At 33.2% G+C, this 14,470-nt stretch carries 17 protein-coding genes; 10 read left to right on the forward strand and 7 right to left on the reverse strand.

All coding sequences use genetic code 11. The annotated features are described in order from the left end of the window. Positions 1 to 72 precede the first annotated feature (72 nt). From DFQ10_RS05965 to DFQ10_RS05975, 3 genes are all read left to right on the forward strand, one after another. Positions 73 to 585: a hypothetical protein gene (locus DFQ10_RS05965; RefSeq protein ID WP_115816493.1), complete on the forward strand. Its 513-nt coding sequence runs from the start codon at positions 73 to 75 to the stop codon at positions 583 to 585. A 150-nt stretch (positions 586 to 735) separates the two neighbouring features. Beyond that, positions 736 to 2,049, forward strand: coding sequence for a DEAD/DEAH box helicase (locus tag DFQ10_RS05970; RefSeq protein WP_115816494.1), 1,314 nt, complete (start codon positions 736 to 738; stop codon positions 2,047 to 2,049). A gap of 92 nt (positions 2,050 to 2,141) precedes the next feature. After that, on the forward strand, positions 2,142 to 2,987 hold the full coding sequence (locus DFQ10_RS05975; RefSeq protein WP_115816495.1) for a mechanosensitive ion channel family protein: 846 nt from the start codon (positions 2,142 to 2,144) through the stop codon (positions 2,985 to 2,987). Positions 2,988 to 3,023: 36 nt separating this feature from the next. Here DFQ10_RS05975 and DFQ10_RS05980 read toward each other — a convergent pair whose 3' ends face one another. The 3 genes from DFQ10_RS05980 to DFQ10_RS05990 all read right to left on the reverse strand — a co-directional run bounded on the left by DFQ10_RS05980 (position 3,024) and on the right by DFQ10_RS05990 (position 5,851). Then, a complete protein-coding gene (locus DFQ10_RS05980) occupies positions 3,024 to 4,361 on the reverse strand; it encodes an exonuclease domain-containing protein (RefSeq protein WP_115816496.1) in 1,338 nt (445 codons plus the stop codon). Positions 4,362 to 4,473: 112 nt separating this feature from the next. Continuing rightward, positions 4,474 to 5,214 (reverse strand): acyl-CoA desaturase, encoded by a 741-nt coding sequence (locus DFQ10_RS05985; protein ID WP_115816497.1) that lies wholly within the window; start codon positions 5,212 to 5,214, stop codon positions 4,474 to 4,476. Positions 5,215 to 5,278: 64 nt separating this feature from the next. Next, positions 5,279 to 5,851: a Crp/Fnr family transcriptional regulator gene (locus tag DFQ10_RS05990; protein ID WP_115816498.1), complete on the reverse strand. Its 573-nt coding sequence runs from the start codon at positions 5,849 to 5,851 to the stop codon at positions 5,279 to 5,281. Between the two features lie 213 nt (positions 5,852 to 6,064). On the opposite strand from DFQ10_RS05990, the gene DFQ10_RS05995 reads away from it, so the two are divergent. Beyond that, positions 6,065 to 6,265, forward strand: a complete 201-nt coding sequence (locus DFQ10_RS05995) for a CsbD family protein (RefSeq protein WP_115816499.1) — start codon at positions 6,065 to 6,067, stop codon at positions 6,263 to 6,265. A gap of 77 nt (positions 6,266 to 6,342) precedes the next feature. Here DFQ10_RS05995 and DFQ10_RS06000 read toward each other — a convergent pair whose 3' ends face one another. Further along, the gene (locus DFQ10_RS06000; protein ID WP_115816500.1) at positions 6,343 to 7,308 is read right to left on the reverse strand and encodes a sugar phosphate isomerase/epimerase family protein; all 966 of its coding nucleotides are present in this window, start codon (positions 7,306 to 7,308) and stop codon (positions 6,343 to 6,345) included. A 212-nt stretch (positions 7,309 to 7,520) separates the two neighbouring features. On the opposite strand from DFQ10_RS06000, the gene DFQ10_RS18750 reads away from it, so the two are divergent. The 4 genes from DFQ10_RS18750 (at position 7,521) to DFQ10_RS06015 (ending at position 9,062) form a co-directional block, all read left to right on the forward strand. Further along, on the forward strand, positions 7,521 to 7,655 hold the full coding sequence (locus DFQ10_RS18750; protein WP_262510799.1) for a hypothetical protein: 135 nt from the start codon (positions 7,521 to 7,523) through the stop codon (positions 7,653 to 7,655). A gap of 33 nt (positions 7,656 to 7,688) precedes the next feature. Next, positions 7,689 to 8,003: an HPF/RaiA family ribosome-associated protein gene (locus tag DFQ10_RS06005; RefSeq protein WP_115816501.1), complete on the forward strand. Its 315-nt coding sequence runs from the start codon at positions 7,689 to 7,691 to the stop codon at positions 8,001 to 8,003. A gap of 15 nt (positions 8,004 to 8,018) precedes the next feature. Further along, on the forward strand, positions 8,019 to 8,396 hold the full coding sequence (locus DFQ10_RS06010; RefSeq protein ID WP_115816502.1) for a hypothetical protein: 378 nt from the start codon (positions 8,019 to 8,021) through the stop codon (positions 8,394 to 8,396). A 216-nt stretch (positions 8,397 to 8,612) separates the two neighbouring features. After that, positions 8,613 to 9,062 (forward strand): pyridoxamine 5'-phosphate oxidase family protein, encoded by a 450-nt coding sequence (locus tag DFQ10_RS06015; protein WP_115816503.1) that lies wholly within the window; start codon positions 8,613 to 8,615, stop codon positions 9,060 to 9,062. Between the two features lie 282 nt (positions 9,063 to 9,344). On the opposite strand, the gene DFQ10_RS06020 is transcribed toward DFQ10_RS06015, so the two are convergent. Then, complete coding sequence (locus DFQ10_RS06020; protein WP_115816504.1) at positions 9,345 to 9,866, reverse strand: 5' nucleotidase, NT5C type; 522 nt, start codon at positions 9,864 to 9,866, stop codon at positions 9,345 to 9,347. Positions 9,867 to 10,007: 141 nt separating this feature from the next. Between DFQ10_RS06020 and DFQ10_RS06025 the strand changes: the two genes are divergently transcribed. Together DFQ10_RS06025 and DFQ10_RS06030 are read left to right on the forward strand one after the other, a co-directional pair. Then, positions 10,008 to 10,655, forward strand: a complete 648-nt coding sequence (locus DFQ10_RS06025; RefSeq protein ID WP_115816505.1) for a hypothetical protein — start codon at positions 10,008 to 10,010, stop codon at positions 10,653 to 10,655. A gap of 588 nt (positions 10,656 to 11,243) precedes the next feature. Further along, on the forward strand, positions 11,244 to 12,338 hold the full coding sequence (locus tag DFQ10_RS06030; RefSeq protein ID WP_115816506.1) for an alkene reductase: 1,095 nt from the start codon (positions 11,244 to 11,246) through the stop codon (positions 12,336 to 12,338). A 696-nt stretch (positions 12,339 to 13,034) separates the two neighbouring features. Here DFQ10_RS06030 and DFQ10_RS06035 read toward each other — a convergent pair. Both DFQ10_RS06035 and DFQ10_RS06040 read right to left on the reverse strand, forming a co-directional pair. Beyond that, entirely contained in the window at positions 13,035 to 13,322 is a 288-nt protein-coding gene (locus DFQ10_RS06035) for a hypothetical protein (protein WP_115816507.1), read from the reverse strand. A gap of 406 nt (positions 13,323 to 13,728) precedes the next feature. Then, positions 13,729 to 14,313 (reverse strand): hypothetical protein, encoded by a 585-nt coding sequence (locus tag DFQ10_RS06040; RefSeq protein WP_115816508.1) that lies wholly within the window; start codon positions 14,311 to 14,313, stop codon positions 13,729 to 13,731. Positions 14,314 to 14,470: the final 157 nt, after the last annotated feature.

The raw sequence follows: 14,470 nt of genomic DNA on the forward strand, positions 1-14,470 counted from the left end.
ATATCTTATTAATTACAGCCTGTATATAAAACATCATAAATAATAAGTATAACCCATAAAATTGTATCACTCATGAAAAAAATTCTTCTTGGTTTATGTATTTTAGGTTTAACCAACCTTATCTCTGCGCAGAATGACTTAGCTATGGCAACAGATAATGATAACGACATTACTATTAAAACTTCAAAAATTAAAAATGAATCATATTTAATGAGTAATACTAATGAAACTAAGCAATTGGCTGTACGTATTAAAAAATTACAAAAGATAGCAGCTGCTTACGACATTTCTAAGGAGTCTATATATAGCAAAAAGAAATCTATTACATATGATGTTGTATTTGAAGCCAGCGAAAATTATATTAAAGCTGTGTATGACCATAATGGTGTAATTATAAGTTCAGAAGAGTATTATGAGGATGTGAGAATACCTTATGTCTTAACAAGTCAATTGGCTAAAGACTATCCAGGATGGTCATTTGATAAGAGCAATTGTAAGATTTTCTATTCTAAAGAAGGGGCATCAAAATTCACCTATAAAATAGTACTTAAAAAAGGAAATAAATCTAAATTGATTACAAGATAACCTTAACCGTTATTAATAGCTTGTTAAGAAGGCAACATCTTTTAAGGTGTTGCTTTTGTTTTGTTAATTCACAAGAATGATATACCTATCTTTGTCCGATAATTCAGAAAGTTCTACATCAGACAATTCTAAAATAAACAAGAAATAGCAATGGCTAATAACATTAAAGCGCAACAAGAAATTCTAGAAAAACTAAGCATCTATGCGCTAAATTCAATGCAAACATCTGCTATTGAGTCAATTGAAAAAAACGAAAAAACCATATTATTATCACCTACAGGCACCGGAAAAACCTTAGCCTTTTTATTACCATTATTAGAGGCTTTAGATCCAGAAATTGAAGAAGTACAAGCTTTAATCGTTGTCCCTTCAAGGGAATTGGCCATACAAATAGAAACGGTAATACGAAATATGGGTTCTGGTTATAAAGCAAATGCCATTTATGGAGGTCGTTCTATCGCTAAAGATAAAATAGAATTAAAACATACACCTGCTATATTAATTGGAACTCCAGGACGGTTAGCAGATCATTTTGAACAAGCTCGTTTTACAACTAAGTTCATAAAAACTTTAGTGATAGATGAGTTTGATATTTCTATAGAAGTTGGAGCAGGTGGTGAGATGAAATTTATTATGAGCTATTTAGCCAATGTAAATAAACGCATTCTAACGTCAGCGACCCAAGGAGCTTCTATTCCTAAATATTTAAATATGGAAGGAGCCAAAACCTTAAATTTCTTAACCGAAAAACCAAGCTCTAAATTAGAAGTTAAGACCGTTGTTTCTCCATCTGAAAATAAGCACAATACTTTAGTTGATTTATTGCACCATGTGGGTAATGAGCCTGGTATTGTATTTTGTAACAAAAAAGAACGACTTGAAGATTTAAGTCGTTTCCTAGATAAAAAGAACATTTCACATACTTGTTTTCATGGAGGTATGGAACAACGTGATCGCGAACGTGCTTTAATAAAATTAAGAAATGGTTCTGTAACTGTACTTGTGGCTAGTGATTTGGCAGCTCGTGGTATTGATATTCCGGAGATGAGTTATATTATTCACTATGAAATTCCTGAAGCGATTCAAGAGTATACACATAGAAATGGAAGAACAGCAAGAGTGAATTCTAAAGGCACAGCATATTTAATTAAAGGTGATCGCGAAGTGTTTCCAGATTTTGTTGGGAAGTCACAAACCATTCGTGTTAATGCGGCTAAAGATATAAAACCACCATTCTGGACGACGTTATTTATTTCTGGTGGTAGAAAAGATAAAATTTCTAAAGGAGATATTGCAGGTCTGTTTTTTAAACAAGGAGGCATTTCTCAAGATCAGTTGGGAGTTATAGAATTAAAGCCAGATTGTGCTTTCGTTGCTGTTCCTCTAGTTATTGCTGATAGTTTGGTTGAGAAATTAAATAATGTACGCCTTAAAAAGAAGAAGGTTAGGGTGACTGTTATCTAGATAAAAGTAACGTCTTGTTATTGATTATAATCATTAATACGCGTTTAAATTAATCTTATATTTACTACATAAACTACCCCATAATTTTGGTTATGCAATCATTACAAAACATCTTGGATTACGTTATTTTCACTGTGGGAGACTATTCCTTGAAAGTTAGCATGATTGTGAAGATCTTATTGATTATCATCATTACAAGATTGCTTGTGTATGTTATAAAAAGGATGCTTTTTAGACGTACTGAAGTTGATGAACATGAAAAGGGGAATATTCAAGCCATCTATCAAATTATCCGCTATATTGTATGGATTATCACTTTTGGGCTGGTATTAGAAACCATGGGTATAAAGGTGACACTTTTACTAGCAGGTTCTGCTGCCTTATTAGTTGGTATTGGTCTTGGTTTACAACAAACCTTTAATGATGTTATATCTGGTATTATTTTGCTCACAGAGCGTTCTATTAAAATCAATGATGTCTTAGAAATTGATGGAAATGTGGTAAAAATCCAAACCATTGGTATAAGAACTTCGAAAGGTCTAAATACTGATGATATTTCTATCATCATTCCAAATTCACTAATTACAACGAGCAAAGTTATAAACTGGAGTCACCAAAACGATAAAACACGTTTTAGGATTGATGTTGGTGTTGCTTATGGTAGCAATGTAGATGATGTTATCCGTATTTTAGAAGAAAGCGCTTTTGAACATCCAGATGTGTATGACCGAGAATTGACGCAAGGAAGACTCATGGGTTTTGGAAGTTCTTCTTTAGACTTTCAATTGTTGTTTTTTAGTAAGAATACCTTTGGAATAGGATCAGTGAAAAGTGATATAAGACGAATTATTGTTAAGAAGTTTGATGAAAATGATATCGTTATTGCGTTTCCACAATTAGATGTTTATATCAAGCCAAATGAGCCTGCTTTTAAATAGTTTAGTGTTTAGAGACATAAAGATTAAAACTCAAAATTAGATCTCTAATAAACGCGTTCGTAATATCTTCTGAATATCTATACTGTTTTTCTGTGGAATGAGGAAAGCGTTTAAATCATCAATATGGCTGATTTGTTCTTCCTTATCAATAAATCCGTAGCCCAAATATTCACCACCTTTTATCATTACAAAGGCTTCCTCATTGCTGTGCCTGCCTTTTTCTCTCATAATAACATCTTCTTTTTGGTTAGACATAGCGTGTATGGCTTCTAAGACTCTATTATTATAAGCTTCTGTAGATTCTTCATTCCTACAAACCCCTTTACAGTTTGTGATACTGTAATGCGAACACTCAGAGACAGATTCTTGTAAATGACAATATTTTGGACATAAGTTGTATTGTGCACAAAGCTTTTCCATGTACGTACGCACATCTCTTACATTAAAAAACGTAAGGATAGGATTTGGTGTCAGTCGTGCTTTATTACTAGCTAAATGTAGAATTCCATTTCGGTCTTCATAAGAAAAAATGGCAAAGGATTGAATGGTGCGCTTGGCGACTTTATTATACACAGGAAAGTGGTGCTTTATAGCAGCATCTTCCATGAGTAATGCTATTAATTCACTTCCAGAGTTTTCAAAATCGATATCGCGCGTTTCTCTTACCATATCTTGTGCCTTTTTAGTCTTGCTATAAAAATGACTAAGGACTCTTTTTTTAATGTTTATGGCTTTACCTACATAAATGACTGTTCCTTTTTTGTCCTTAAAATAATAGATACCAGCAGTATTTGGTAAAGATTCAAAACTTTCTTTAGGTAGGTTAGGAGGTAAGGTCGCTTCTTTAGAATTCTTGTTTAAGAATTCTTTAAATACTTCTGTCGCTTCTGGTTGTTGTAGTAATAACTCAAATAGAATGACTGTAGCTTGTACATCACCTCTGGCTCTGTGTCTATTCTGTAGATCTATATTAAGCGCATTACATAACTTTCCTAAACTGTAGGAACGATGGCCTGGTAATAGTTTTCTAGACAAACGCACTGTACATAGTTTCTTTCTAGTAAACTCTATGCCAATACGTTCAAATTCTCCGCTAATCACTTTGTAATCAAAGTTAACGTTGTGGGCTACAAATATGGTACCTTCTGTAATATTAAGAATGTCTTGTGCTATATCTGCAAAACGTGGAGCATCAGCTACCATATCATCATCAATACCTGTAAGTGCTGTGATGTGCTGTGGAATGTAGGTTTCAGGATTTACCAATGATGTAAACTCATCAATTACGGTTTCACCATCGTATTTAAACACCGAAATTTCGGTCATACGATTGCTTTGTCCTGTAGTTTCAACATCAATAATAGTATACATCATGCTTGGTACTTGTACTTTTAGTACCCACAATTTACAATATGTATGTGAGAACTTTTATAGAACCAGCAAGATACAGACTTTTAGTGAAAATTTGAAATCAAGATACAATCAACTATGCTTTTATCTTTATTGGTTTTAAACGAATAATACCAAAGGCATTAAGTAATTTTATAATTACATAAGTCATATCTATTTCATACCATTTTACACCAAAATTAGCTCTGCTTGCAAACTTATGGTGGTTGTTATGGTAGCCTTCGCCCATCATTAGAAAATCGAAACGAAATAAGTTTTTACTCGTGTTTTTCATCTTAAAATTAACATAGCCATAAATATGACCAAACCAATTAATAATCACGCCATGAATAGGTGCCATTAAAAAGGTTATTGGCAGTAATAGCCATTGCCACCAAGCGGTTACAAAAAGTGCAAAGAACAACACATAGCTAGAAATCCATAAAAGTCTAGAAATACGAGAACTTGCAAAAGTATCGAAGCTTTTCCATTGTGGGACATTTTTGGTAAAGCGTTCATCTACTGCAATACGTTGTTTGTTTATATCTTGATATATGGTTTTTGTTTTCCACATCATAGCAAAAAGATTGGCATCATAAGATGGAGAATGCGGATCTTTTTCGGTGTCTGTATAAGCATGATGCATACGATGCATCACTCCGTAACCATAAGCACTTAAATAACTAGAACCTTGAAAAATCCATGTTAAAATAAAGGTGATACGTTCCATGGTTTTGGACATTGTAAACACTTGGTGTGCTGCGTAGCGATGCAAAAAGAACGACTGAAAGAATAAGCCTCCATACCAAAGTACCACTACAAAAATAACTATTGTCATAATGTTTTTTTACAAAGATAAATTGATAAGAAGCACCAAACAATGAACCTAAATCAATAAAACACTATACCAATCGTTTGCGAATTCGGCTTAACGCTTGTGGTGTTACACCAATATATGAGCTTACATATTTTAAAGGAATGACTTTTAAGACTTCAGGTCGTTCTTTAAATAACTTAATGTAACGTTCTTCTGCTGTGAGGTTTAGTAGGTTTTGTTCGCGCTTAGACTTTATTAAAAACAGACGTTCTGCTGTTAGCCTACCAATAAGATTTCCAATCTGTGTGGTATTATAAACGTCTTGTAGATCGTTATAGTTAATACTTAAAATGGTTGTTTCTGTTAATGCTTGTAACTCATATGCAGATGGCTGTTGGGTTAAAAACGAATCGTAAGCACTGATAAATTGGTCTTTAAAGCTAAAACCAAATGTAATTTCTTTTTCAGGATTATCTTTAGGAATAAACAAACGTACCACACCAGACTCTATAAAAGAGATGTGTTTTTCAATATCGTTACGTTTTAAAAAGATTGTTTTTTTAGGAATAACACGTCGTTCTAATTTAGACATAAAGTATTCCCAATCCGCATCAGATAATGTCGCAATTTGCTCTATATAAGCTTTAATTTGATCCACAAGTTTTGCATGTAATTATTGAAATGTAAAGATACATATTCTTCATTTCTTCACTAATATTTTAAGCAATACCAGCAGACTTATTACATATCTTTTTATTCGTGTTTGCATTAATATCTTAATGAATAGCGTTAAATAGTCCTTAGGATTTCAAGTAACTTTATGGTAGTAAATCATAGCGGTTTACGTTGATAACTTAAAACTATAGAAATTATGTCTAAACCATGGCAAGATAAAGCAAAAGGCAATTGGAATATTGCAAAAGGAAAATTGAAACAAAAATGGGGAGAACTTACTGATGATGATTTGGATTACCGTGAAGGTAAAGAAGATGAAGTCTTAGGAAGAATTCAGAAACGCACTGGCGAAACAAAAGAAAGCGTTAATGCGTTTTTGAATGATTTAAAGTTTTAGGCTCATATATTTGATTGATTATGTTGAGAATCCCGCAATTGCGGGATTTTTTTATGCTGATTACAGATCTATTCGTATTAAGCATTTTTCCATGTATCTTTTATAAACTGCAGATCTTTTTTCATATAATTAAACACTTCTTTTTTATCCATTGTGAGTTTGGAACGGCCTTTTTCGGCACCACCTAAATCGTATTCAAGATGCAATGACACAGGTACATTAATTTTATAAGTTTTAAGTAGCGAAAAATAACGTTTAAAATCGACCATGCCTTCACCAAGTGGTACATTAATAGGTTGCCATTTGCCGTCTTTAATTCCCCATTTAAAATCTTTTATCACAATAGAATTAATAAACGGTTTTATGCGTTGTAAACCGAGTTCCCAACTGCCACCTCCTTCAACCACTGCATGTCTAATGTCGTATTGGCAACCTAAAAATTGACCTTTTGTAGCTTCTAAAATGGGTAGTAAATCCCAAACAGGAGCACCAACATGTTTACCCGAATGGTTTTGATAACCACCAATAAGTCTGAGGTCCTTGTTTAGTAATTCTAGTTGCTCAGCTTGTTTGGCAAACTGTTTCTGACTTTCTACTATAGATTGGGTTTCTGGATATTTTAACCAATCGGTTCGGTAGTGTGTAAAGCCTAATTGGCTTGCGGTTTTTAAAACGTTAACATTATTAATATCATTAACATCCCATACGTTGGTAGACATTAGTTTTGGTTGAAGTCCATGGCTTTTCATAGCTTCTACAGCAATAGGTAAGTCTTGTTCAACGTTTTCTGGTAGTACGTGCCCTTTTCTTCTAACGGTAAGGTCTAAGCCGTTAAAACCTAATTCGGCTGCAACATCAGACATGTTGTTATAATTAAGAAACTGTAAGTGTTTTGAGAACAGATGCACGTTGAGTCCTTTTTCTGGCGTAGAACCTGTTGTTTGTAATCCATTTTGAAAAGAGAGTAGTGGCAGTGCTGCCAAACCTAGCGCTGATAATTTGGTGAAATCTCGTCGTGAATAGGTGTTGGAAGGCTTAGTCATCTTGTTGTGTGTTAGTTGTCGAATTAAAGGTAGCCATTTTTATCTTCATTTGGAATTTGGAGGTCTTATTTTCTAGGCGATCATTTAGTTTTTCTAATAGTTCTCTCTATTGTTTTTAGAGCACCTTTTAACAAAGACTTAACCTTGTTTTATCGTGCATTCGCAATCAATTGGTTACCTTATAAATAATTAAAAATCAGTAAAATAGAACAATGAGCGATAACAGAAAATTTAAAACAAAAGTAACTCAAACAAATCCTACGAATCCAACAGGTGGAACCGATATTAAGAATAGGAAATTTAATATCGATAAAAAATCTATTGATGAAAACCAAAGTAGAAGTTAAAAATTTAACCATTATTATTTAAATAATACCATTATGAAAATTCAATTTAATACCGATAAATCAATAAGTGGAAATGAGAAAAATCAGGACTATTTTACAGCCATGATCTCAGAAGCCCTAACAAATTATGAAGACCATATTACAAGAGTAGAGGTTCATCTTTCGGATGAAAATGGAAATAAGGAAGGCGTTAAGGATATGCGATGTTTGCTTGAAGCTAGAATTGAAGGCAAACAACCTATAGCTGTATCATGTCAAGATAATACCGTTGAACTTGCCGTATCAGGTGCCATAGATAAACTCAGCGCTTCGTTAGAAACCATTTTCGGACGATTACAAAATCATTAAAACACATTTCATATAATGAATACACAAAAAAAATTAGGGATATGGATGGATCATTCAACCGCAAATTTGATTGATTTAACCTCTAAGAAGAATAGTTACGTTATCGCATCCAAATTTACTTTCGATACAAAAGAAGATGCATTAAATAGAAGTGAAAGCCTTATGCATAACAAAAGGCAGCAAATGCAAGGTGATTATTACAAAGACATTGCAGCTGTTATTTTAAAATATAATAAGGTGCTTTTATTTGGACCAACACATGCAAAAACAGAACTGCATAATTACTTAAATACCGATTTACATTTTAAGGATATTACTATTAAAGTAGAATCGGCAGATAAGATGACAAATAATGAGAAAGTTGCTTTTGTAGAAAACTATTTTAACAAGTAATTGTTAGGGTATTAATTACGTAAGTGATTGCAAACAAGGCATAAGCACCTGTTCTATAGTGCACAAATGTGTTGTGGAATAGGTGCTTTAAAAGCCTTAAATATTACAGCTATAGCAAAAAAAACAGTGTTGTTAATGGCTTATTAAAGAGAGTTGACCTTAGTCAGTACAAAGGTCTTAACACTGTATTACTTTTAAAACTAAATAAGAGAAATTATGATCAATAACTTAAATACTACAGAAAAAGCCATAATACTTCATACTAATTATATTGGTGATTTAGGCTATTTAAATCATAATGAACCATCAATTGCACCAATTACCTATTTCTATAATGAAGACGAAAATAATATTACGTGTCATTTAAGTAATATGCATAAAATAAAAGCTTTACGAGAAAACCATAACGTGTCTTTATGTGTCTCTGCGATTAACTCCATTAATGACTGGAAATCGGTTTTAGTGCATGGCACTTTTAAAGAACACACAGGCAGTGGAGCTAAATCAATACTCCACAATATGTATTTAGGCGTTCAGAAACTTATGAGAAATAAGAATGAAAGCAGATTAGACTTTATCAACCAGTTTTCTAGTAAGGTGAATGATAACGATATTCCCATCATATTTACAATTGAAATTGATGCTATTACAGGTACACAAAATTGATAGTTATAGTCTGTAGAACTCAATAATTGCGTTTATTTTAGCTCCATACTGTCATTAGAAAATTTGCACTTATGGGATATGCTGTAGCCAATACAACCAAAACGGATTACCTATGTAAGCGCATAACTTAAGATGTGCTCTTTATTATCTTTTTACTAATTGTAGGAATTTACCATAGCTCACCCGAAGCATACCCGAAGGAGAGCCGAAGGAGAGCCGAAGGAGAGCTGAAGGATCTCTGGTTGAGACCCGAATAAGCACTTTTATATCTATTATCCGTTTTTACAACAAGCGCTCTGCTATGTCTAACCAGTTAGATACTCTTGTGTAGCCTGTGTCATTTACGTTATGAGGCGAATTGTAAAGCAAAGTATCTCCTTCAAATTTTTCTAAGTTGTAGGTTCTGTCGTCTATTAATAAATCTCCGTTTAAAATAAACTTATCTCCGCACATTATACGATGTTGCCAAGTTACAAAGGGCATGTGCTCGTCTAACCATTCGCTTTTTTCTAATAAGGAATTAGGAAACTGTGTGGCTGCCGTTGCAATGTACACTTCATGTTTGTTGTACAAGGCTTCCATAACTTGTATGGCATCTTTAAACGGTTTTAGGTTTCTGAAAAACCCTGGCTGTAAGGCGTGATCTTTTATGCTTTTCTGGTGAATCTTTGGAACGTTATTCCATATTTCACCTGAGGTGATTTGGTTGATACTTAAGTCTTGTTGATGCTCTTTATTATATAATTCTATGTGCTTACCGTAAGTGTCGGCTAACACATCGTCCATGTCTACAAATATTGTCATTGGGTTGTTTTTTTGCGAAGTTCTTGATTATGGATTGAAATGCCAAGACGAGGTGGTTTATTTAATATTTATTTAATGTTTTTGTTGATTTGTGGCGTTTATTGTTTTTATCGTAGCTTTAAATTCTAAAGCTAGCTATCAATGAATTTATTAAAATATGTAATTATCCTTAGTCTGTTTGCTTTTCAAACAGCACCTTCCCAAACCTTTGTAGATGATGTAGAAAGAGTAGCAATTGTTGTTATAGATTATTGTGTAGATGAAAATGGTAAACAATATAATATTAAAATTAACCAAGAGAAAAGTACTTATAAGCACGATGGCTGGCAACAAGGTTGTTTAGAGCATTTTAATAATGGTGTATTGCGCGACCCAATGAATATGGTGAATAAGTGTTGGCAATCGGTTTATTATTTTGTGAACTCTAAGTATAAAACTTATGAGCTACCGAAAGCTGAACGTGAAAAATGTAAAGACCTTCATCGTGGTACTTTTAAATATGAAAGTCCTGCTTATAGTGAAACAAAGATTAAAAGACGCAAAAGAAAACAAATAGAAAAAGGTGGTTATGGTGGTAAACAAATTTATAATATAGAATGGCTCGATGACCATATTTATACTTTAGAAACTGTTAAAATGTCTTTAGCCAAAGATAAAATTAAGGAAGGAGATATTATTACTGTTGAGATTATTGAATTATTGGATGAAGACACTTATTTGTATAAGGCTTATTCTAAAGATGAAGAAACTGATAACAATGTGGTTTATGGATTGATAAGTAGGGTTTAAATTTTAGTATGTAGTCTTGTTTTCTGAACATTAATGCAAAAAAAATGAATACTAAAACTGAGGTTTAAAAAATGTGTAATATTCTATATGTTCATTTTGTCTTGACACAAAACGAACCAAAAAGTCAAAACGATTTGTTAGGAAATCGCTGAAGCGCCATTCGCCAATACATTAATAATTTGAGGTTTTTATATAACTAATATTTTCAATACTTGATAGGATAAATTAACTTTATTTTTAGCTCATTATTTCTGAAAATCGTTGCTTCCGACGCTGTCGGAATTTGGGTGTTGATATTCTGCTTTGGTTTAGACTTCTTTTCTTTGATCTTGGAGTACTTTGTTTGAAATATATCTGTTCTATATACATCTTGACTAAAAAGTTGGAACACTCGAACTGACGTTGGGTTGCGTGTGTTTGCTTTATTGTTCTTTTTTATGGCTTACTTTCAATAGTATTCCTATTATTCTTTGAGATCTGTTAAGTCATTTATATGAAAGGTTAAATCTATCTTAATTGCTATCTATCCGCTAAATTGGTGTTTGAAAATCGTAACTTTATACTTCAAATTAATACGAAAAAATCACCATGAATACACAACCCTTATTAACACCCTATCATAAAAATATTACTTTAAAAAACCGTGTTGTTATGGCACCTATGACGCGTAGTCGTGCGGATAACAAAGAAAAAGTCGCTACAGACGATTTACAAGGTTTATATTATGAACAGCGTGCTTCGGCAGGTTTAATTATTACCGAAGGTTCTCAGGTTTCTAAGGAAGCTGTGGGCTATATTAATACTCCTGGTATTCACTCTAAAGCGCAAGTGGATGGGTGGAAAACGGTGACCAAACGTGTCCACGCTAAAGGAGGTACTATTTTTATTCAGTTATGGCATGTTGGTCGTATTTCACATCCCGATTTTCATGATGGTGCGTTGCCAGTATCTGCGTCTGCTATCAATCCGAATGCCCAGTCTTTTACTCCAAATGGTTTTAAAGATACCGTTACTCCAAAAGCGATGACGGCTGGAGATATTAAACGAACCATTAACGATTTTAAAAATGCGGCTGCTAATGCTGTGGAAGCTGGCTTTGATGGTATTGAGTTGCATTCGTCTAATGGGTATTTGTTTCAGCAGTTTTTTAATGGCTGTTCTAACACCAGAACGGATGCGTATGGTGGCTCTATTGAAAACAGAGCGCGTTTCTTTTTTGAAGTTTTAGACGCTATGAAAACCGTGATTCCACAAGAAAAAATTGGAGTACGTTTTAATCCGTCGTTACATGGGCTGTTTGGTATTACGGTAGATGAAGAGACCATTCCGACGTTTGAATATATTATTAAAAAACTGAATGACTATAATTTGGCTTATGTGCATTTGTCAGAACCGTTTACCGATGTTTCTGAGGTGCCGTTTGCTGTAACTGATATTGCTAAGCATTTTCGTCCGTTGTACAATGGAACACTGATGATTAATACTAATTTTGATCAGGAAAAAGGGAATAAGGTGCTAGCTGATGGTGATGCAGATTTAGTGGCTTATGGTAAGCCTTTTGTATCGAATCCGGATTTAGTGGAGCGTTTTGAGAAGCATTTAGAATTAGCGGAATGGGATAAGGATACGTTTTATACTCCTGGTAAAAAGGGGTATACGGATTATCCTTTTGCTTCTGAGTAATTTTGGTTGGTTTTGATATTAGTATTGGCATTGTAGAGCTTTTGTTTTGCAATGCCTTTTTATTTGTTCTTTTAAGCTAATGTTTGTTTTAAAGAGCTTCGTCAGTTCGAGTGAATTTTACGATTGGAATGAGTGAAATTAGTATCGAGAACCTGTATTCTGATTTGTGTTTAGTTTTGATCGTGGTTCTTGTAATAATTCGATGAGAAGATCGGGATATTTGATCTGTTGTTTTTCTGTGTTCATTTTGTCTTGACACAAACTGCAAAGCATATCATGAGTTCCAAAATAAACAATAGATTTATACGAATAAACGAACCAAAAAGTCAAAACGATTTGTTATGAAATTGCAAGCACCATTCGCTAATACTTTAATAAGTTGAGGTTTTTATAGACCTGTATTTTCAATACTTGATATTGTAAATTAACTTTATTCTTAGCTCATTATTTCTGAAAATCGTTGGTTCCGACGCTGTCGGAATTGAGGAGTTGATTATTTACTTGCTGTTTGTTTTTTTTCTTACTTCTCTTAACTCTTAACTCTTAACTCTTAACTTTTAACTCTGCTACTTCAGCAACCACATGATTTGAACAAAAAAAATCAAAACCCAAAATAGCATTAATGAATTTAGCTATTACAATGGATTTTGATTGTTTATGATTTTTAGGATGACTACCCAATTAAGGTTTCGAAAACTATTTTGTATTTTCAATATCTAGCTCAAGGTTTTCATTATGATCACTTCCTAAGCTATAGTGTTGATTTTCTTCATCAGGTTTTCTGTTATTAGATAATGGTTTTGAATTTTTACTGCCAGGAATATCTAAGTCTTTTGCAGCGAAATCGGGTTCGGTTGTACGATTTTTTAAGAGTTCGTCGTCACCATTGTCTTGTCTTAGGTTTCCTGATTTGTCTCCTAAAATCTTTTTATCTTCTTTTGTAATATCTGAATTGTATTGTGCTTTTTTGTCTTCGCTTTTCATAACTTTTATTTTTTAAGATGTATTCAAATTTAGAAATTACAAACTGTGGGTATTAACTGAGAAGAACAAAATCTTAATGGTTTTGCTAGTTATAGCTATGCTTTATGTAATTCTATAAAAAAAATAGGAATCACTAGAACTAATGTTTGATAAAATGTTTTTTATATGTTCATTTTGCCTTGATGCAAAACGAACCAAAAAATCAAAACGATTTGTTAGGAAATCGCTAAAGCGCCATTCGCTAAGGCATTAATGATATAAGGTTTTTATTAGAACTATATTTTCAATACTTGATATTGTAAATTAACTTTGTGTTTAGCTCATTATTTCTGAAAATCGTTGGTTCCGACGTTGTCGGAATTTAGGACTTGATTCTTTGCTCACTGTTTTCTTTCTTGATAGATACTTAATCCATTTTAAATCGGGTAATTATAGTCTGGGCGTTTAATTTTTCCCAAATAGCTTCGGTATATGGTTTTGGCGATATTTTAAATATTATAATAGTTTCTTCTGTGGCTTGATTAAATATTTGCTGTCCTAAAATGTAAGTGGTTATGACTTTACCAGTATGAAAACCATCAAAGAACGTGAGTTGTGCTTCATATTCAATTCCTTTTTCGGTTGTTATTGGTGCTTTAAATTCGGCTTTTGGCAAAGGAAACTCTTGTGCCCAATAATTCGGTTTCATCAGATGATCGAAGTAGTGGAGTAGGTTGTATTCTAACTCGTATAATGGAATTTCTTGGTTTGTTTTCACCCTCCATGTTATAATTATAGACCAAAAGTCGTCGTGATTTTCTTTAGACCATTCTGGTGCAAAGGTTAATTCTTCGTAACCTTCTAAAGTGAGTTTTGGTGCCCATTCTATTGGGAATTTTATGATTTCCTTTCCCCAAGTACTATCGGCTTGTATGATATATGCTTCTTGTTGTTCTTGACTATGTACGGTGTGAAGTGTTAATAGCAGTAGAAATAAAAGCGTTTGTTTCATGATGTTTTATTTTTTCTAAAGTTATTGGAAATGCTTTTTAAAACGGCGTGGAGATTGTGAAAAAAGTGTGAAATTTTGATTTTGGTCGTTTTTCTATAGATTCTTGATACATCCCGAAGAAAACCTCGGGACATTCGAACAGACGTCCTTGCTTCTT

The organism is Winogradskyella eximia, from assembly GCF_003386165.1.
In the GTDB taxonomy this organism is placed as follows: Bacteria; Bacteroidota; Bacteroidia; order Flavobacteriales; family Flavobacteriaceae; genus Winogradskyella; species Winogradskyella eximia.